The sequence below is a fragment of the Mycolicibacterium austroafricanum genome (assembly GCF_902705885.1).
In the GTDB taxonomy this organism is placed as follows: Bacteria; Actinomycetota; Actinomycetes; order Mycobacteriales; family Mycobacteriaceae; genus Mycobacterium; species Mycobacterium vanbaalenii_A.
The window spans coordinates 88,695-106,006 of record NZ_CACSIP010000023.1 but is presented as its reverse complement, the minus strand read 5'-3'; the positions used below and the strand labels follow the sequence as shown (position 1 = coordinate 106,006).

The window sequence follows — 17,312 nt, the reverse complement described above, 5'->3', positions numbered from 1 at the left end:
ATATGAACCTCCTCCAGGGAAAATCCGTTGTCATCACCGGTGCCGGCTCGGGAATAGGCCTTGCGTCGGCGCTGCTGTTCGCTCGCGAGGGAGCGCGCGTGGTGTGCGCCGACATCCGCGGCCAGTGGGCCGAGGATGCTGCGCGCGCCGTGGCCGAGGGCGGCGGCACCGCCGTGGCCCTCACGTGCGATGTGTCCAACGCTGCGGACGTCGATGCCGCGGTCCAGAGGGCGGTGGACGAATTCGGCCGCCTCGATGTCATGTTCAACAACGCCGGCATTGCCTCCAACCGGGTGGGTCAACCCTTCGAAGAACACACCGACGCCGACGTTGAACGCCTCTTTGCGGTCAATGGACGCGGAGTTTTCCACGGGTGCCGCGCCGCCGTTGTTCAGTTCAAGAAGCAAGGCGACGGCGGCGTCATCGTCAACACCGGATCGATCGCAGGGATCGTCGGATGGGGCAGCGTCGTTTACGGTTCGATCAAGGCAATGGTCATCCAGTTGACGCGCGCATTGGCCGCTGAAGCGGCCCCACACGGCATCCGGGTCAACTGCGTATGTCCTGCGGCAGTGCTGACCAACTTCGGCCGATCCGACGACGATGCGTTCACCGAGCTCGATCCGGAGCTGCTCGACATGGCCAAGACCCTGCACCCGCTCGGTCGTCTCATCACCGCCGAAGACTGCGCATCGGCGGCGTTGTATCTCGCCTCGGATATGTCCGCCAATGTGACCGGCCTCGCGTTGCCGGTCGACGGCGGCTATCTCACCAAGTGACCACGCTACGAAAGGACTGTGGGTGACGTCGTCATATTACGAAGCCAAGGCGCCCATCAAGGTGGGCTACTTGATGGACATCATCATTCCCGACGACTGGCCGCAGGGACTGAAGACCGACGTCGTCGCACCCGCAGAGCTCGCGTTCAAGAGAGCTTACGAGAGCGGTCTGATCGACCGGCCCGTCGAGCTGGTGATCCGCGAGGTGGACGGGATGCCCAAGGGCACGGTGAAGGCAGTCATCGACGCCTACGGCGAGCTTGTCGACGAGGGCTGCCTCGCAGTCATTGGGCCCTCGATCGTCGACAATGCCGTCCCGACAAAACTCGAGATCGAGAAGCGCTTCCATGTGCCGTCGGTCAGCATGTGCGCATCTGAAGACTTCCTCGGGGAATGGACCTTTTCCCTACCGATGGGCTCACACGTCGAGGAACCGGTGTTCTGGGCCAGGCTGATTCGCAAGGCCGGCCATAAGGAAGTCGGGGTTCTGGCCGAGCAGTCGTTGATGGGTGAGCTCTACTACAAGAATTTCGTTCGGGCCGCCGCGCGAGAGGGCATACAGATCACCGCGGTCGAGCGGCTACCTCAGACGTTCACCGACAGTTCCGCGGCGGTCAAGCGCCTTTACGACGCGAAGGTCCCCGCCCTCGTCCATTGCGGGTTCTTCTTCCCGATGATCATGAGCTGGCAGACGTTCGAAGAACTGCAGTGGGATCCGCCCCGGTACATGCCGACGTCGTTCCAGAATTCGTGGATCAACGAACATATCTGGCGAGCGGTCCAGGGGTGGACGGGGATGGACCAGTGGGACGCGGCGAACACTGTCGCCCAAGCGATGCTCGACGACTACGAGAAAGAGTACGGCCGGCGCCCGCAGTACTGTATTCCGACGCAGGTTTATGACATCGCCAACGTCATCGCTCACGCGCTGGGCGATACTCATCCGCTGACACCTCTGGCAACAAAGGAAGCCATCGAGCGGGTCAAGATGCTGCCGGCGACGTGTGGATCACCCGGCACCTGTATCACTTTCGGCAAGTGGATGCATCGCGGGTGGGTCGGCAGCGGCTTCCTCGTCGCCAATCAGCTCGACCCGGAAGGCATCAAGACCGATCTCACGCCGACCAAACTTGTCGCCCGATTCGACGAGGTGTAGAAGCCATGAGCTATCGAGTCATCCAATGGGGCACCGGCAATGTCGGTCGGCACGCGCTGCGGGCTATCGTAGAGCGCCCCGACTTCGAGTTGACCGGTGTGCGTGTGTACAACCCCGACAAGGTCGGGACCGATGCCGCCGATCTGCTCGGTGGTCAGCCGCCCACCGGAGTGAAGGCCACCGACGACGTCGATGCGATCCTGGCGCTCGACGCCGACTGCGTCTGCTATAGCCCGCTCGGCTCCACGCTCGATGAAACCGGCGGCCCGCTCGACGACATCTGCCGACTACTCGCGTCGGGCAAGAATGTCGTTTCCAGCGCCGTCGAGTTCCATGCGTACTTTCCGCCGGGGCTGGCCATGAAGGGCGCCGGTGACTCACACGAGCGCATAGAACGCGCGTGTGCGCAGGGCAAGTCCACGTTCTTCCACGTCGGCATCAATCCCGGCTTCACCATGGACATGTGGCCGCTGCACATGAGCAGGCTCTGCGGGCGCATCGACCACCTTCACGCGATCGAAGTCGTTGACATGACCCGCTATCCGTCGTTCCACATGGTCCGAGAGATCATGGGCTTCGGACTTCCACCCGACGCGCCGAGCGCGATCGACGCCCATATGGGCGATGTTCACGAGTCGGCGTTCTATCTCTCGATGCGCATGATCGCCGACGGACTGAAGGTGGAACTCGGTGATGTCGAGTATTCCCGCGAAGTCGCTGTCACTGACGAACCGATCTCCATTGCCGCTGGTGAAATCCCTGCCGGAACCGTCGCCGCGGTGAAATTCCATTATCGTGGATTCATCAACGAGCGGCCGGCGATCACGCTCGAGTGGATCTGGCGGATCACCGATTCCGTGGCGCCCGAATGGCCCACAGGTGACAGTCGTTGGATCCTGCGTGTCGAGGGCAATCCGTCGATCGAGTCCTCCATCGACATCGGCACAACAGAAGACGCCGGGCGCGGAACGTCCATCGCGGTGGCGACCCTGTTGCTCAACGCTGTGCCGATCGTCTGCGAAGCCCCTCCAGGAATACTCGACAACCTGTCCCTACCCTCGCACGGCGGCGGCTACTTCCTTCCCTGAAGCCGACACTGGAAATGACTGTCGCCCGGGATGAACGTGCGGCCTTGCTTGCCAGCATGCGCGCGGTGGGGCCTGACGCACCAACACTGTGCGCCGGCTGGACAGTGCGAGATCTCGCTGCCCATCTGCTTGCCCGGGAGAACCGGATCGACTATCTGCCGGGCATCGCGATAGCGCGCTTCTCCAACCGGACCGAGCGGATCCAAGCCGACATCCGCGCGTACGCCAACTGGCAGGCGATGTTGACCCGGCTATCTACTGGGCCGCCTGCCTATTCGCCGTTCAAGTGGCTCGATTCGGTCGCCAGCATTCACGAGATGTTCGTGCATCATGAAGACATTCGGCGGGTGGCCGACGGCTGGACTCCCCGGGAAATGAGCGTGCCGGCGCAGCGCGCCCTCCGTCGTGTGACCATGGTCATGAGCCGCGTTGTGCTACCGCGGCTCCCGGCGCAGGTCACTTTGCGCACGCGTGATCTGTCTGTTGTCTCGAAGATCGGACGCGGTCCCCGCGTGATGGTCACCGCCGACGTCGGTGAGTTGCTCCTCTTCGTGTTCGGACGCACGCAGATCAATGCCGACTTCGAGGGAGACGCCGACACAGTCGACGCCATCACCCGTGCCAAGCGCAGGGTGTGAGCACAACCTCGGCCGAGAACCATGTGCCGGCGCGAAGATGCCGGCATCCGCACGCGGAAGAACCAGCCTTGGTGGCCGTGCGACCGCCAGATGCCGGGCTTAGGCGCTGGCCTGCGATTTGGCTGGACGACGATTGTTGGCGGGCGCGTCGACCGGGACGTAGGTGATGTAGAGCTCAGCCAACCCACGTAACACGAATGGCACTTCGTAGGAATACTCGCGCGTGTCTGCCGGGCCGTGATGCGCGTCGTCGATGGAGATGTCCGCCATCCGGTCGAGGATGCGGTTCAGTGCGATCTTGGCCTCCGCCCGCGCCAACGGGGCACCTGGACAGCTATGGGCGCCGCGGCCGAAGGCGAGATGCTCGCGGACATTGGGGCGGTCGAGCTTAAAAGTGTTCGGATCCTCGAATTTCCGCTCATCTCTGTTGCTTGCTCCTGGCAGCAGCATCAGCGTCGTGCCCGCCTTGATCGGACACCCGCCGATCTCCGTCGATTGGCGGGCGAGGCGGAAGTGAGTTTTCACAGGGCTCTCCAGCCGCAATGTCTCCTCGAGGAAGGCCGGAATGAGTGAGCGATCTGCTCGGAGACGTTCCTGCAAAACCTTGTCCTCTGCCAGGTTACGGATCGCTGCGCTCAACAGCTTGACCGTCGTTTCCAGCCCGGCGGCGAACACGAGAGTGGCCAGCTTCACCACGTCATCGACAGGGGGGGTATCGCCCTCGGGGTACTTGGCCGCAGCGAGATGTGAGAGGACATCGTTTTGAGGTGCTTGTCGACGCTGTTGGATGTAGTCGGCGAACGTTGACTCGATCCACATCAACGGGTTGTGCATCGTCTCATCCGAGATCCCCTCGACCAAGCCCGGTTTCAGCGATGCGCAGAGCGACGCGTGGTCCTCAACAGGCACTCCGAGGAGGTCGGCAATCACCAGGAGTGTAAACGGCTTTGCGAAGTCGCCGACGAACTCGCACTTTCCCTCTTCGACGATGAGATCGAGCCGCTCGTCCGCGAGGCGCCACATGAACTCCTCGTTCTCGCTGAGACGTTTCGGAGTGATCAGCCTGTTCAACAGCCCACGCGACCGGGTGTGCTGGGGCGCGTCCATGTTGGTGATGTGGTCGGCCAACGGGATCTGGCCGCGAAATTCGTCCAACTGCTCGCTGATGTCGTCGCCTTCGGGTTCGAACGGCAGTGGGGCGAACGGGCCGACCACCGAATTGGCACATGACATTGCCTGGCTCTTGTAGGTGCTCAGCGCTTCCTGGTACCCGGTGATGACGGTGACGCCGGGAACCGCGCCCGGCAGGATCGGGCACTTCTCGCGAAGCTGGTCGAAGAAGGGATAGGGGTCGGTTCGAATTCCTTCATCGGTGAAGTAGTCGATTCCGTCGTAGCCCGTCACAGTGCCCCTTCTTCTCGCCCTCGCGTCACCCGACGTGCGGATGCGCCTGTCCAGACGGCTGTTGCCGTCAGCGCCACGTTCACCACACGGTCCGTGTGCCCAGCGGATGCGCGATAACCGCTGACGGAAGCCGCCTGGAATACAAACCTTTGGTTTTGACCTTAAAGGTGGCCGAGTGTTGCGTCAATGCTGACGGAACGCATTCTGCAGTTCGAGGGTGGGAACTGGGGTGCTGAGTGCGTATCGATGGGACTTGCCCGCCCCCGGGCACGCCGATGTCGCCGAATACACAGCTGTTCGCGGCACCTGAGGCCTATGCCGACGCCGGGGAGCATAGGTATCCGCCCCCGTGGGCGGGCAGGCGAAGATTGTTGAGGAGCCCGGGCTTCGCCGAACACACAGTGGGAATTGCATTGAGACACGTTGTCGACACCAACAGCGACACAGGACGGCGAGAATCAAAGGTCGTCGCTGTTTGGATCTTCGATTTGATGTGAGGGTCGCCGGCAATATCGAGGATCCACAGACCTTCGCCCTTCGGCCAATCGTGAGCGACATCATCGGTCAACCGCCATACCCACTCCAGATGGATGGCGACACGGCCTTTGACGATGCCTTCGAGATGGAACTTCATCGCAGCGACAGTGCCGACTTCTACAGTGCCGATGGCGATCTCGAACGGCTTTTCGGCCAGAGCCACCTCTCTGCCGCCGTAGCGGACGTCGTCTAGTTCGACACCGAGGCTATCTGCGATCATGCGCATGCACAGATAGAAGGGCGTGTCGTGCGTTCTGCTCATCCACGCATCGACGGGGTTGTCTGGCGCCGGCGGGCGCGCGAAGCCCATTGCGTCGCGCATCATATGCTCGGAGGGGTAGTCGGCCATAGAGAGTATTTCGGCCACGTAGATGCGGTCGATCCGTCGGCTCAGCCTGCTGAGCTGCAGCGGCCAAAAATCCATGGTGTAGCCGGGATTGATACCGACATGAAAAAATGTCGTCTGCCCTTGGTCGCACGCTTCACTGAGGCGGTCGTAGGCGCGATCTCCCACACCGGCCAGCGCGAGGTCGGGAAGCAGATACGCCATCTGCTCGACAGCGCTGGACACGACGTTCTTCCCTGATGCGAGCAGGGCACAGATGTCGTCCAAGGCTGTTTCGCCTGCCTCGAGCGTGCCGCCCAGCGGGTTGTACGAGACGCAATCTGCCTCAAGGGAAAGGATTTCGTCGCGATCGTCGGTTGCGATGATCCCGGTGGACCGCACCCCGAGCACGTCGCCTGCGTCCTTGCCGACTTTGTCCGGGTTGTAGACCCGCAGCCCGACCAGCTCGAAGTCCGGACGCTCGACGATGTGTCGCAGGGCATGCTTACCGACATTCCCTGTGCCCCACTGGATCACGCGATAGGCCATCCGTCTTCTCCTCGTCGAAGATCTTTGCTGGCTGACTGAGTCAGTCAGAGAGCCCGGCCGCTATGTGGGGCCAGAGTGAGGTTGTCGATGAGACCGGGTTGCGCGTCGCAGACTGCAGGCAGTGCATTGATGAGAAGGGCTGCTGTCGTCAGCGACGTCGGCCGGCCGGCGTCGGTAGCGGTATCGAGTTCGATCTCGGAGTCGATGTCAGGATCTCCCTCGACCTTGAACAACCACTTGAATCCGGACCGCGGCCACTCGGGCGCGACATCGTCGGTAAGCCGCCAGACCCAGAACAGCGACAACCGCGGTTCGCCGTCCACTATTCCGTCGATTCGCAACCGCTGTGCAACGATGGTGCCGGGCTCGTATCGACCGACTACGCCGTCAAGAGGTACGTCAGTCGTCGCCGCCTCCCGCGAGTACTTGACATCGTCGAGCTTCAACCCGATCGCATCGGCCAGCATGCGCAGGGACAGGTAGAAGGTCGTGTTGGTCACGTTGCTCAGATGCCGGTCCAATGGACTTTCTGCCTCCGGGGGTAGACCAAAGCCCATAGTGCCCTGCATGAGTGAGGAGTCATAGCCTCTGCAGTCAACGATCTCGGTGACGTGCATCCGTTCGATACGGCGGCACAGTCGCGACAATGCGATCGGCCATTGATCCATCGCGAAACCGGGATTGATGCCGCCCATGTAGAACGATGTTTCGCCTTGGTGGCAGGCTTCGACAAGTTTGCGATGTCCGTCGGGGTCGATGCTCACATCCGGTCGGACGTAGGCGTAGTCCGCACCAGCGCTGGAGACCACATTCTTTCCCGATGCCAGAATTCGCGTGATATCGCCGAGCGCATCGTTATTCGATTCCGCACCCAACGCGTTGTAGTTCACACAGTCGGCATCAAGCGCGAGGATCGTTTCACTGTCGTCGGTCGCTGATACGCCGACGGGTGCCATCCCGACGAAGTTACCTGCGTCAACACCGACTTTGGCTGGGTCGTACACGCGCAACCCGACGAGGTCGAGATTCGGACGCTCGATGATCATCCGCAACGCGTGCCTACCCACATTGCCTGTGCCCCATTGCGCTACCCGGTAGGTCATCGCGATCCGGCCATCCTTTCCGGCGGTTGCATTGAAACCTAATAGTTGTTTACTACCGGGTCAAGCGGCTCGAAATGGCTGTGCGGGTGGCATGGCGCTGCCGCCCATGACGGTGGCCCGGTTGAGGAGCTTGAGAGTTTCGGTGCCATTTAGTGCTCTTTCACGGCGCTCTATGGGCCGCCATCTCTTGAACCGCTATCCCGGGACGAGCGAGGTCGACAATTCATAGTGACGGCCTGGGGAACTCCCCAGCATTTTCTCCGACAACGGTGACGTCACCGTGGACCGTCAACTCTGCAAGGCCGCTTTGAGCTGATCTAGTTCGGCGGTCAACACGCCGACGAAGGGATCCCGCGCCGGTGGTAGCGCCCAGAATGTTCCGTCTCGAAGCGCGTCAAACGCCCACCCCACTGCGTCATCCGGGTTGACGCCAGCCGCATTGAGAGCTTCATGCATACCATCGGTTGTTGGATCCGGACCGTTCCCGAGTGGACCGCGCACGGCTGAGGTGCGGATCAGATTCGTTGCGACCATTCCCGGATTCAGCAGCGCAAGACGCACCGACGGCGCGGTCTGTTCCAGCTCGATTCGGAGCGACTTCGCCAACGCGATCGCGCCTGCCTTGCTCGCCGCGTAGGCCGCACTGAAAGGAACGGCTGTCAAGCCGGCCATCGATGCCGTAATAATCAACTCCGCGGGACGCGATTGGGCGATCAATCTAGGGACAAAGGCGGCTACGCAACCGAAAAGTGACCGCAGGTTCACGCTCATGACGAAATCGACGAGCTCGGGCTTGATTTCCCATGCGGGAGAACCAGAAGCCATGACGCCTGCGTTGAGGCAGACGGCGGCAATGGGGCCCATCTCACCAGCTACATGGCTCAATGACGTGACCGCATCAAGAGCAGTCACATCGACGGTCATGGCCCTGACTTCTGAACCAGAACGCAGTAGGTCTACGCAGGCTCGATCCAGTGCAGCCTGGTCAACATCAGCGATCAGGACGCGCGCCCCCCGTGCTGCATACGCCCGTGCCATCGATAGCCCGATACCGCTTGCGCCACCCGTGACCACCGCGACCCCGTCGACACGTTCGTACTCGTCCCACTGTCGAGTTCGAGAGTCCGTCATCGGTAGTTCGGTATCAGTTCTGAACCGATGAGCTCAATGGACTCCATGATGCGGTCATGAGGGGTACCGCCCATCTGCATGTGGATGATCACCTGGTCCACACCGCTCGCCTTGAACGAATCGAGGATCTTGGCGCAGTCCTCCGGCGTCCCCGCCATCAGGAAACCCTCGTTGACCATGAGATCCTGCACGCCCTGAGGGTCGGCCTCGAGTGCCGCCTTCAAGTCGCCGGCGGTGCCATTCGTGACGTGGGCATAACTGGGCGTCGCCTGTCCGCCTGGCCAGCCCTGTGTCATCCAGTCGGTTCCATGCACCGCGTGCTCCAGCATGTTGACTGCTGCCATCGCCCGGATCTCGTCGCGGTCATAGCTACAGAGGCCGTTGATGAAGCCGGCGGTCTGCTTGTTCACCACACCGTGGAACGGCTCGGCCTGGTCGATGTTCGCGTGGTACGCCTCGATCGAGGTAGTCAGTGCGTCGTAGTCAGTCTGCTGGGCGAAGAACAACATGCCCATGCCGCGTTTGGCTGCTCGCTCGGCGTTGCCTGGCCCCACACCGCCCACCCACAACGGAGGATGCGGTGTCTGAACGGGCCGAGGCACAACGGTACGGGCGGGGATGTTGACGAACTTACCCTCAAACGGGACGTCTTCGGTGGCCAGAAGGTGAGTGACTGCCTCGAGACCCTCCTGCCACTGAGCCCGCGACTCCTCGGGATCGAGCCCGAATCCATACAATTCCGCGGGCGTGGTGGAACGCCCGGAACCGAGGTCGACCCGTCCACCCGACAAACAGTCGAGCATGGCGACCCGCTCCGCGACCCGCACCGGATGGTTGTAGGCGGGCGGCGTGAGCGCCAGTCCGAAGCCGAACCTGATCCGTTCAGTTTGGTAGGCAGCGGCGCCGAACACGACTTCTGGCGCGGACATGTGTGAGAAGCGCTTGAGGAAGTGATGCTCGGTCAACCAGACGTAGTCGAATCCTTGCTTATCGGCGAACACGATCTGGTCAACCGTTTGTCGAACGATACGTGCCTCCGCGTCCGGCGGGTACTCCGGAACGAACATCTCGTAGAAAATGCCAAACTTCAAGGCAACTCTCCCTTCTCAGGCCCGCCCGAATGTGGTCTTCGCGTTGATCCAGGGCGCTCATGTGCGAGCTGACGGCTTTCCGAACTGAACTGTAGCAAGCCTTGCCGACAATAAACAGAGATCTGGTTTCTGGGCTCGTGTTCCTGGTAGTTGTTCCGTTGTTTCTACCCCCCGGCGCAGGTCAGCTCCTTGCCGGAGTCACAGAACCAGAGATTTGTGTCCTGCTTGATCTGCTGGGTAGAGTACTCACGTGCGGTTCGCGTCACAGCGCGGCGTCAAAGCTAGTCGCGGTCCACTCCGGCATTGCATGTCGGATCCCATTACCGACGGAAGCGGCAGAGGTTGATTGATTTCAGTGGGCAGTCAGTTCTCGTCACGGGAGCCGGGCGTGGGCTGGGTCGGCTCTACGCGCTCGAAGTAGCGCGCCGCGGCGCCAGCGTCCTGGTGAACGACCTTGGTTGTTCGACGAAGGGGGACGGCACCGATTCCAAGATTGCGGACGAAGTGGCCGCAGAGATCGTCGATATGGGAGGCAGTGCAGTCGCGTCATACGACTCGGTGTCTGATCCTCAAAGCGCGGGCCGGATCATCGAGGCCGCGGTCGAGAGCTTTGGCCGTCTCGACGCGGTGATCAGCAATGCCGGCATCTTCGGCACTACCGCATTCGAGGACCTGCAACCCGACGAATGGCGACGGATGTTGAACGTTCACCTCGACGGCGGGTTCTATCTCAGCCAGGCCGCGTACCGCGTGATGAAAAGACAAGGAGGGGGGCGCCTCGTCTTCATCTCCTCGTCAGCCGGTATGTTCGGCCAACCGATGGCCGCTCACTATGCTGCGGCCAAGACCGGTTTGGCCGGCTTGACCAACGTCATCGCCATCGAGGGTGAGGCGCATGGCATCAAGGCCAACGCAGTTCTGCCCAGCGGCATTTCAAGAATGGCAACAGAAACCGTAGGGGACGAGAAGCTCCTGATGCAGTCCGGTTTCATGCGCTCGATTCGGCCTGAGCTGGTCGTTCCGATTGTGGTTTATCTGGCAAGCAGCGCGTGCTCACTTACGCATCATTACTACTCAGCAGCTGCAGGCCGGTTCGCACGGGTGTTCATCGGACTCAGCCAAGGGTGGCTCGCGCCAGTCGACCAAGAGCCCACGGTCGAGGACATCGCAGAACGTATTGAACAGATCGCCAACGTCGACGACTTCATCGTGCCGACTTCGATAGTCGATGAGATCCTTGAGCTCTGCGAAAGACGTGGGGTGAGCGCGATGCCTGACAACATGGAGCCCCACGTCCCCGAAACTCCTGAAGGCTGAGCACAGCAGCGTGTTTGGCCTTCCGGTGACCCTGCCGAACTCGACAACAGTGCGCAGAGAAATGCGTACTGGGTTGTTGCGCTGTCTCATGGGCGGACTGAGTGTCACCGGCGCACTGGCGGCGGTGATGCTGCACGGAGTGCACACGGCCGGCCTCGCCCAAGCCTCCAACTACGGGCTGGAACTCAATGGCCCCTATCGAGTCGTGTCGAATGGCGACTGGGCAAAAACCAACGAGGTGTACATGGACGAGCCCACGAAAGTCCAGACCTGGACCATAGATAGCACGTGTAGCAGTCCGATCAGTTGTGAGGGCACAGTGGTGAGTGACGAAGGCTGGACGGCCCCTGTTCGCTTCATGGGTGATTTTTGGTTGATGAGACGTGACGTCGAGAACTGGGTGCCTTGCCGAGACGGCACGACGGCACCCGGTCGTCAGACAATGACGTTCTTTGCAATGGATCCCGCGACGGGAGACAAGCTGCCGGTGGGAAACGACTTGCTTATCGGCATCGAGAGGACTCGTGGGCCAAGCGGCGCATGCGGCGTCAACAAACCTGTCACGATCGAGTTACCTATGCGATTGGAGAAGCTCGAATAGGTGACCACGGGGAACACGCAGGTGTTCGCCGATCATGGTGGGCCCGCGAAGGTGGGCCGGCTCGACACTGGTCTCGCCACGTGCATCAGAACGGTAGGAGATCCTTCCACGAACGCGGGCCCGAGGGTTCGCCCACGTTGGTCAATTGCTGCAACTTGCCATCCGGCGTCGTATAGCGGCCTGTACGCGGGTCATAGCCTGCTATCGCCACTGAGGCACCCGAGGCCTCGCCGCCACGTTGGCTCGCAATACCGCTGGGCGCAGCAGCGGGCGGCGGGTGCCCTTCGGGCAGGTGGCGGCCGTGGGGAACACTCGGTTCGGTTGTGGCGGGGTCAAACGGCTCTGAGGGCACTGGGGGCTCATCCTCTGGCGCCCCACGCTTTGGCGGCAGGACTGGAGCTACCGGCGTTCCCTCGACCGGGGCGGAAATGTGTTCGTTTGTCAATCGGTCATCGGGCGGGATTCCTTGAGCGACCAGGTTCGGGTCGAACGGGTACGGCCCAAGCGAGTGTTGCCGCATTGCCAGTGGCTGAAAGCCTCTCGGGTCGTCGCAGAGCTCCACTGTCGGAGCACGCTTTCCCGGATGGGCCATGCAGGGGAAGTTCCGGGCGCCGCGCACGGATATCGGGGAATCCTGCGGCAGTTTGCAGTACAAGTCATCGGGTGTATCGATGACAGAAGTTTCGTCGGGATCGCGCCATTCTGACGGCGGTAGAAAACCCACAGTGCATGCTGGAGGATCCCCGACAGTAAACGTGAAGTCGCTCAATGGTATTCCGTACGGGTTGTTCTTGAGAAGCCCGAATGATTGTTGCGCCGCAACAACGCCGGGGACCAGAACGAGAAGCTGCTCCACACCGGGGTTATACGTCACAAGGATCTGGCCAACAGTGGAGAGGTTGCCCAGCAGCAGCGGTAGCGTCGGCTTCACTTGGTCCAGCAACGCCGAGACCTCGGCGGCGAAACCTGGTCCACGTTCGAGGATGGCGCGCAAATCTGGTTCATTCTCCGCTACTACGGTTGTGACGTCGGCCAGACCTCTTCCCCACGCCCGAATCGCGTCCGCGGTTTCAGCCTGTGAGTCAAGGAGAGGTCCTGCATCGTCGACAAGGCGTTGCGTTTGGCGTGACACACCGTTGATGTCATGCGTTACTGTGGCGAGCGCATCAAGCAGCGTTCTGAACTCGTTACCCGCACCATTGAGTCCGTTGAATCCCTCGTCGACCAGACGCCCGATCTCGTCCTTCGGGATACTCTGCACGAGAGCACTCACCTGGTCCAACATCGGGCCTACCTGCTGCGGAATAGCAGTCTGCTGCAGCGGAATTACAGCGCCATCAGTCAGAAACGGCCCGCCCTTGGACAGTGGTTGCAGATCTACGTACTGCTCGCCTATCGGCGACACGCTGCGCACGTCTGCCCGAAGATCGACGGGAATCTTCGGCGAACTGCTCAGGCTCAGGGTCGCCTTGGCACCACCGTCTGTGAGGGCCATCGACGTGACCGTGCCCATCTGTACACCGCGATACGTCACGTTGCTGAAGCGATACAGTCCGCCGCCGGCCGGGAGTTCCAACGTCACCGTCAACCGGCCGACACCTAGTAGCGTCGGGAGACGCATGTAGTTGAACATCATCACCGTCACAGCCACAACCGAGAACACGGTGAAAACGACTAGCTGAATTCGGACAAGACGTGTCAGCATCAGCCTGGGCCCTCCGGTGTCGGTTGAGGAGCGCTAGGCACAGTCGGCGACGAGGCGCCCTCTGGGCCGAAATCGTAAGGACCCGCGAATATCTGAGGTGACTGCGCCGCCGGAGCGCCTGGACGACCCGGGGGCACCAAAGGTGTCGGGACGGGGAGCAACGGTTCCGCCGCAGGTTGTCTGGGGCCATCGGGCTGTGCCGGCGGGTCGACGATGCCGACCTTCAGTGGTTCATATGTGTAGTTGAGGTACCAGGGGTCTCCCGGCGCTGGGATCAGCTGCGCATTCTCATCGCCCCATCGCGTACCCAAGAGCAACGACTTCTTCAATCGAGGATACGTGATGTCGAAAATGGCGAAGAGATTGATGTAGTCGCCTCTGACTATCCGGTCTGCCGCAGCCGGCCCGTACGGGAAGGCCGTCGCATACATCAACACGTTGTTGAGTTGAGGCCCGACGTCAGCGAGCGATCGTAATGCTGGCTCCAAATTGTGCAGATTGGTCACGAGGTCGTGTTGAGTATCTGCGACGAGATGCGTTGTCATGTCGGCGAACTCGCCGAGCTTGCGAAGTGCTCTCGTCAACTGCGGCCGTGCTTTCACCAAGACGTCCAAGGCCGGCGGAATCTCCTTCAGCGCACGGGCGATGACATCACGGTGCCCGGAAAACGTGCCGGCGAGCCGATTCAGTTGTTGAATGGAAGCGATGATGTCGGCCTGCTGCTGATCGAGGACGCCGATGACGTTGTCGAGACGACTGATCAGTTGCCGTATTTCGGGTTCCCGGCCTGAGAGCACGGCATTCATGTTGTGGATGATGTCACCGATCTGACCCAAGCCTCCGCCGTTCACCAGCGTCGACAGCGAGGACAGAGTCTCCTCGGTTGTCGGATAGGTCGATGATCTGTTCAATCCCAGTGTGGCCCCCGGCTGTAGCCGACCTCTCGGGCTCTCCCCGAGGGGGGGATCCAAAGATAAGTGCATTGAGCCCAGCAGACTTGTCTGCCCCACGGTGGCCACTGCGTTTTCTGGGACGACAACGTCAGGCTCGACAGAAATCTCGACGTCAGCATGTCCGCCGTCCACAGTCATTTTTCCAACGCTGCCCACGACCACGTCATCGATCATCACGGGCGAGTTCGATGTCAGCGTCGCGACATTGGGCACCTCGACGTGAAACTTCACGCTATCGGCACTCGATCCACGAGTCCCAGGCAGCGGCCATGAATTCAACCCTTGGAACGCACAGCCTGTGAGCGCAACCGCAAGGCAGCAGCTTACGATCCCTTGTCGGACTGGGTATCGTCCGCGTCTCATGGTTGGGAGGCCCTTTCGGCAGGCAAGAGCGGACCTGATGGCAAGACGGGCTGGTCCCTTGGAGCATCGGGCGGTGCGGTCGGCGGCATGAGCATGTTGTCAATGCTCGCGGGACCAGGAAGTATCGTCGGCGGTGCTGGAATCGGTGCATTCGGGAATAATGCGGGTGACGGAATAGCCGGAACCTCGCCGGACCCATACAGGCCTGGCGGAGGCGCGGGTTGTTGCCAACCCGGTGGCGCAGGCACATCGCCGCGTCCTGTGTAAGCGGAGACAACGGGTGGTGGTTCGGGGAGGTCGCCCGGCCCTGCGCCCCCAGGGGCCAGTTTGGGGTCGGTGTAGATGATTTTCTCCGGATTCACCGACGGTCGTAGGTACGCATTGATCGGGAGCGGAACGTTATTGAAGTTCAACGATTTCAAGGCGGGACCAAGATACTGCGCGCAACGTTTGGCCGTCTCCGGTGCCGTGGTGTTTTCAAGCGCTCCGATCATCCCGCAGATGAACCAGATAGGGTTTGAGAAATTGTTCAGCGAAAAAGCACCGGACACTCCGCCTGCGTTTGGGTAGTAGATGTTGTGGTAGTTCGCGATCGACGTCGGCGTGAGGTGCAGGACGTTCTCCAGCGACTTCCGGTTATCTACCAGATTCTGAGTCACGCTGGTCAGGCTGCGCACCTGCTCAGCCGCCTGGTGACGGCTCCCAGCGACGAATCGCTGGACATCGACAATCACCGTCGACAGGTCCTTCAGGGCTGCATCCAGATCGGACGAACTGTCGCTCAAGACCGTGGTCAAGCTCGCGAAGCGATTCTCGAAGAGGACGATTTGTTCTTTGCTGTCGCGGAGCGCACTGACGAATGTCTGGAGATACTTGATGATGTCGACGATGTTGCCGCTGCCTTCGGCGAAGATTCGCGCTGCGCCGGACAACTGCCGTAGGGTCTCCCGAAGTTTCACACCATTACCGCCCATCGCATTGGCGGCGCTATCGATCAGTCTAGCCAGGGCAGTGCTGGACGCCGAAGTTTGTGGCCCTAGATCTGTTGCCAGTCGCATTAATTGGGACTTCACTTCATCCCACTCGACCGGGACGGCTGTTCGGCTAAGAGGTATTACGCCGCCATCGCCCATAGTCGGTCCCGTGCCACTGTACGCGGGGGTGAGTTGAACATATCTGGCGGACACCAGGTTAGGCGAGATGATCACAGCTTTGGCGTCAACAGGAATTTGCACGTTGTGATCTACTTCGAGGGTCATTTCGGCCTCGGTTCCATCTGGCGTAATGGCGGCAACCCTGCCGACCTTCACGCCGAGGACCCGTACCTCGTCCCCAGGATAGATGGACGTCGCAGAGGAAAAGTACGCGAAGATCGTTCTTGACTCGGTCATCGCCCGATAGGTCAGGAACGCAGCACTCGCGGCGATCAGGACCACGAGGCCCAAAGCCGTCGCGGTGACGAATCGAGATCTTGTCATCGTGGAGGAAGGTCTCCCGGTTGCGGAATGCCGTTGACGGGGAACGGAAATTCGGTCCTCGGGCCGACACCGTCTACAGGTGGCCCGCCCTCCTGGCCACGCCTCATGCCAAATGCGTAGTCCAGGAACGGTTGGAGCAACTGTGCTGGAGGAAGATTCGGAACAATCGCGTTGTAGTAGGGCCCGTTGGAGACGATCTCGCCCTGGGTGAGCTGATACTTCGCAAGCCCCGGCAGTACCTTGGCGATGTTGTCACGGTTCTTCTCAAGCATCTGACTAATCGAGTTCAGCCGTTCGAGCGTCGGCGCGAGCTGCTGCTCGTTGTCGGCGACGAGTCCCGACAGCTGACGTGACAGTGCAGAAGTATTGGCCAGCAGACTGGCGATGGCGTGGCGGCGTTCATCCAACACGCCGAACAGGTCGTTGGCATTCAGGAGCAGAGCGTTGACCTGTTGGCTGCGCTCAGCGAATATTCCGGTGACATCGCTTGCTGTCTTGAGCAAGGCAGTCAGACTCTCGTTACGACCATTCAGCGATTTCGACAATCGCGAGACCCCGTCGAATGTTGGCCCCAACTGCGGGGCGATTTGGTCGAGCATTGCGGTGAGCGTGTCGAGTGACTGGTTCACATCCCCGGTGTCGGTGCCAGCGATGTTTGTCGTCAAGTCGCCGACAGCCTCATTCAACGAATACGGCGAGGAGGTGCGGGTCAGCGGGATCACTTCGCGGCGATCGAGCGTCCCTCCGCCAGCTGAAACGAGTGAAAGTACTCGCTCGCCGAGCAGCGAACCCGTCTCGATGTGCGCAGTTGTCTGCGACCCGAGCCGATATCGAGAGTTTGTCCTGAATGTCACCAGAACGGTGTCAGTGTCGAGCGCAACGCTCGACACCTGCCCAACCTTGATTCCTGCCAAGGTGACGTCATTGCCAACGCTCAAGCCGCCCGCCTCGGCGAATCGTGCCTGGTAGGTGAGCGACGTCGCCCACTGCACAATCCGCTCTGGTTGAAGGCCCGCCACGATGATGAGAGTCATCAGAACGATTCCGATGAACCCGGATGCCATGAGTTGGCTGCCCCGATACTTCTGGATCAT

At 61.0% G+C, this 17,312-nt stretch carries 15 protein-coding genes; 6 read left to right on the top strand and 9 right to left on the bottom strand.

Going from position 1 to position 17,312, the window contains the following annotated elements:
• Positions 1–2: 2 nt before the first annotated feature.
• The 4 genes from BEMPMBAN_RS16045 (at position 3) to BEMPMBAN_RS16030 (ending at position 3,661) form a co-directional block, all read left to right on the top strand.
• Positions 3–779: an SDR family NAD(P)-dependent oxidoreductase gene (locus BEMPMBAN_RS16045; protein ID WP_200846000.1), complete on the top strand. Its 777-nt coding sequence runs from the start codon at positions 3–5 to the stop codon at positions 777–779.
• Positions 780–852: 73 nt separating this feature from the next.
• The gene (locus BEMPMBAN_RS16040; RefSeq protein WP_159232090.1) at positions 853–1,935 is read left to right on the top strand and encodes an ABC transporter substrate-binding protein; all 1,083 of its coding nucleotides are present in this window, start codon (positions 853–855) and stop codon (positions 1,933–1,935) included.
• 5 nt (positions 1,936–1,940) lie between these two features.
• The gene (locus BEMPMBAN_RS16035) at positions 1,941–3,023 is read left to right on the top strand and encodes an NAD(P)H-dependent amine dehydrogenase family protein (RefSeq protein WP_159231714.1); all 1,083 of its coding nucleotides are present in this window, start codon (positions 1,941–1,943) and stop codon (positions 3,021–3,023) included.
• Between the two features lie 14 nt (positions 3,024–3,037).
• Positions 3,038–3,661, top strand: a complete 624-nt coding sequence (locus BEMPMBAN_RS16030; protein ID WP_159231711.1) for a TIGR03085 family metal-binding protein — start codon at positions 3,038–3,040, stop codon at positions 3,659–3,661.
• 99 nt (positions 3,662–3,760) lie between these two features.
• Here the strand turns inward: BEMPMBAN_RS16030 and BEMPMBAN_RS16025 are convergent, their stop codons facing one another.
• The 5 genes from BEMPMBAN_RS16025 to BEMPMBAN_RS16005 form a co-directional block, all read right to left on the bottom strand.
• On the bottom strand, positions 3,761–5,065 hold the full coding sequence (locus BEMPMBAN_RS16025) for a cytochrome P450 (RefSeq protein WP_159231709.1): 1,305 nt from the start codon (positions 5,063–5,065) through the stop codon (positions 3,761–3,763).
• Between the two features lie 313 nt (positions 5,066–5,378).
• On the bottom strand, positions 5,379–6,476 hold the full coding sequence (locus tag BEMPMBAN_RS16020) for an NAD(P)H-dependent amine dehydrogenase family protein (protein ID WP_159231707.1): 1,098 nt from the start codon (positions 6,474–6,476) through the stop codon (positions 5,379–5,381).
• Positions 6,477–6,520: 44 nt separating this feature from the next.
• Positions 6,521–7,432 carry a hypothetical protein gene (locus BEMPMBAN_RS16015; protein WP_159231705.1) on the bottom strand — a complete coding sequence of 304 codons (912 nt, stop codon included), beginning with the start codon at positions 7,430–7,432 and terminating at the stop codon, positions 6,521–6,523.
• A 435-nt stretch (positions 7,433–7,867) separates the two neighbouring features.
• A complete protein-coding gene (locus BEMPMBAN_RS16010) occupies positions 7,868–8,710 on the bottom strand; it encodes an SDR family NAD(P)-dependent oxidoreductase (RefSeq protein ID WP_159231703.1) in 843 nt (280 codons plus the stop codon).
• Positions 8,707–9,801, bottom strand: a complete 1,095-nt coding sequence (locus BEMPMBAN_RS16005) for an LLM class flavin-dependent oxidoreductase (RefSeq protein WP_159231701.1) — start codon at positions 9,799–9,801, stop codon at positions 8,707–8,709. Before BEMPMBAN_RS16005 ends, BEMPMBAN_RS16010 begins: the two co-directional genes overlap by 4 nt.
• 342 nt (positions 9,802–10,143) lie before the next feature.
• Here BEMPMBAN_RS16005 and BEMPMBAN_RS16000 point away from each other — a divergent pair, with 342 nt between their 5' ends.
• Positions 10,144–11,118 carry an SDR family NAD(P)-dependent oxidoreductase gene (locus BEMPMBAN_RS16000; RefSeq protein ID WP_159231699.1) on the top strand — a complete coding sequence of 325 codons (975 nt, stop codon included), beginning with the start codon at positions 10,144–10,146 and terminating at the stop codon, positions 11,116–11,118.
• A gap of 25 nt (positions 11,119–11,143) precedes the next feature.
• Positions 11,144–11,719: an Rv2253/PknI dimerization domain-containing protein gene (locus tag BEMPMBAN_RS15995; RefSeq protein WP_234897500.1), complete on the top strand. Its 576-nt coding sequence runs from the start codon at positions 11,144–11,146 to the stop codon at positions 11,717–11,719.
• An 85-nt stretch (positions 11,720–11,804) separates the two neighbouring features.
• On the opposite strand, the gene BEMPMBAN_RS15990 is transcribed toward BEMPMBAN_RS15995, so the two are convergent.
• Genes BEMPMBAN_RS15990 through BEMPMBAN_RS15975 form a run of 4 tightly spaced genes read right to left on the bottom strand, consistent with a single transcriptional unit; the run spans position 11,805 to position 17,309 of the window.
• Entirely contained in the window at positions 11,805–13,424 is a 1,620-nt protein-coding gene (locus tag BEMPMBAN_RS15990) for an MlaD family protein (protein WP_159231697.1), read from the bottom strand.
• A complete protein-coding gene (locus BEMPMBAN_RS15985; protein ID WP_159231695.1) occupies positions 13,424–14,740 on the bottom strand; it encodes an MCE family protein in 1,317 nt (438 codons plus the stop codon). The genes BEMPMBAN_RS15990 and BEMPMBAN_RS15985 overlap by 1 nt, the downstream gene beginning before the upstream one ends.
• A complete protein-coding gene (locus tag BEMPMBAN_RS15980) occupies positions 14,737–16,218 on the bottom strand; it encodes an MCE family protein (RefSeq protein ID WP_159231693.1) in 1,482 nt (493 codons plus the stop codon). Before BEMPMBAN_RS15980 ends, BEMPMBAN_RS15985 begins: the two co-directional genes overlap by 4 nt.
• On the bottom strand, positions 16,215–17,309 hold the full coding sequence (locus tag BEMPMBAN_RS15975) for an MCE family protein (protein ID WP_159232086.1): 1,095 nt from the start codon (positions 17,307–17,309) through the stop codon (positions 16,215–16,217). Before BEMPMBAN_RS15975 ends, BEMPMBAN_RS15980 begins: the two co-directional genes overlap by 4 nt.
• Positions 17,310–17,312: the final 3 nt, after the last annotated feature.

Bases quoted from the DNA above. Each gene is read 5' to 3' on its own strand.
- BEMPMBAN_RS16030 (WP_159231711.1), top strand. From the start codon at position 3,038: ATGACTGTCGCCCGGGATGAACGTGCGGCCTTGCTTGCCAGCATGCGC.
- BEMPMBAN_RS16015 (WP_159231705.1), bottom strand. From the start codon at position 7,432: ATGGCACCCGTCGGCGTATCAGCGACCGACGACAGTGAAACGATCCTC.
- BEMPMBAN_RS16045 (WP_200846000.1), top strand. From the start codon at position 3: ATGAACCTCCTCCAGGGAAAATCCGTTGTCATCACCGGTGCCGGCTCG.
- BEMPMBAN_RS16020 (WP_159231707.1), bottom strand. From the start codon at position 6,476: ATGGCCTATCGCGTGATCCAGTGGGGCACAGGGAATGTCGGTAAGCAT.
- BEMPMBAN_RS15985 (WP_159231695.1), bottom strand. From the start codon at position 14,740: ATGAGACGCGGACGATACCCAGTCCGACAAGGGATCGTAAGCTGCTGC.
- BEMPMBAN_RS16035 (WP_159231714.1), top strand. From the start codon at position 1,941: ATGAGCTATCGAGTCATCCAATGGGGCACCGGCAATGTCGGTCGGCAC.
- BEMPMBAN_RS15980 (WP_159231693.1), bottom strand. From the start codon at position 16,218: ATGACAAGATCTCGATTCGTCACCGCGACGGCTTTGGGCCTCGTGGTC.
- BEMPMBAN_RS16040 (WP_159232090.1), top strand. From the start codon at position 853: ATGGACATCATCATTCCCGACGACTGGCCGCAGGGACTGAAGACCGAC.
- BEMPMBAN_RS15990 (WP_159231697.1), bottom strand. From the start codon at position 13,424: ATGCTGACACGTCTTGTCCGAATTCAGCTAGTCGTTTTCACCGTGTTC.
- BEMPMBAN_RS16010 (WP_159231703.1), bottom strand. From the start codon at position 8,710: ATGACGGACTCTCGAACTCGACAGTGGGACGAGTACGAACGTGTCGAC.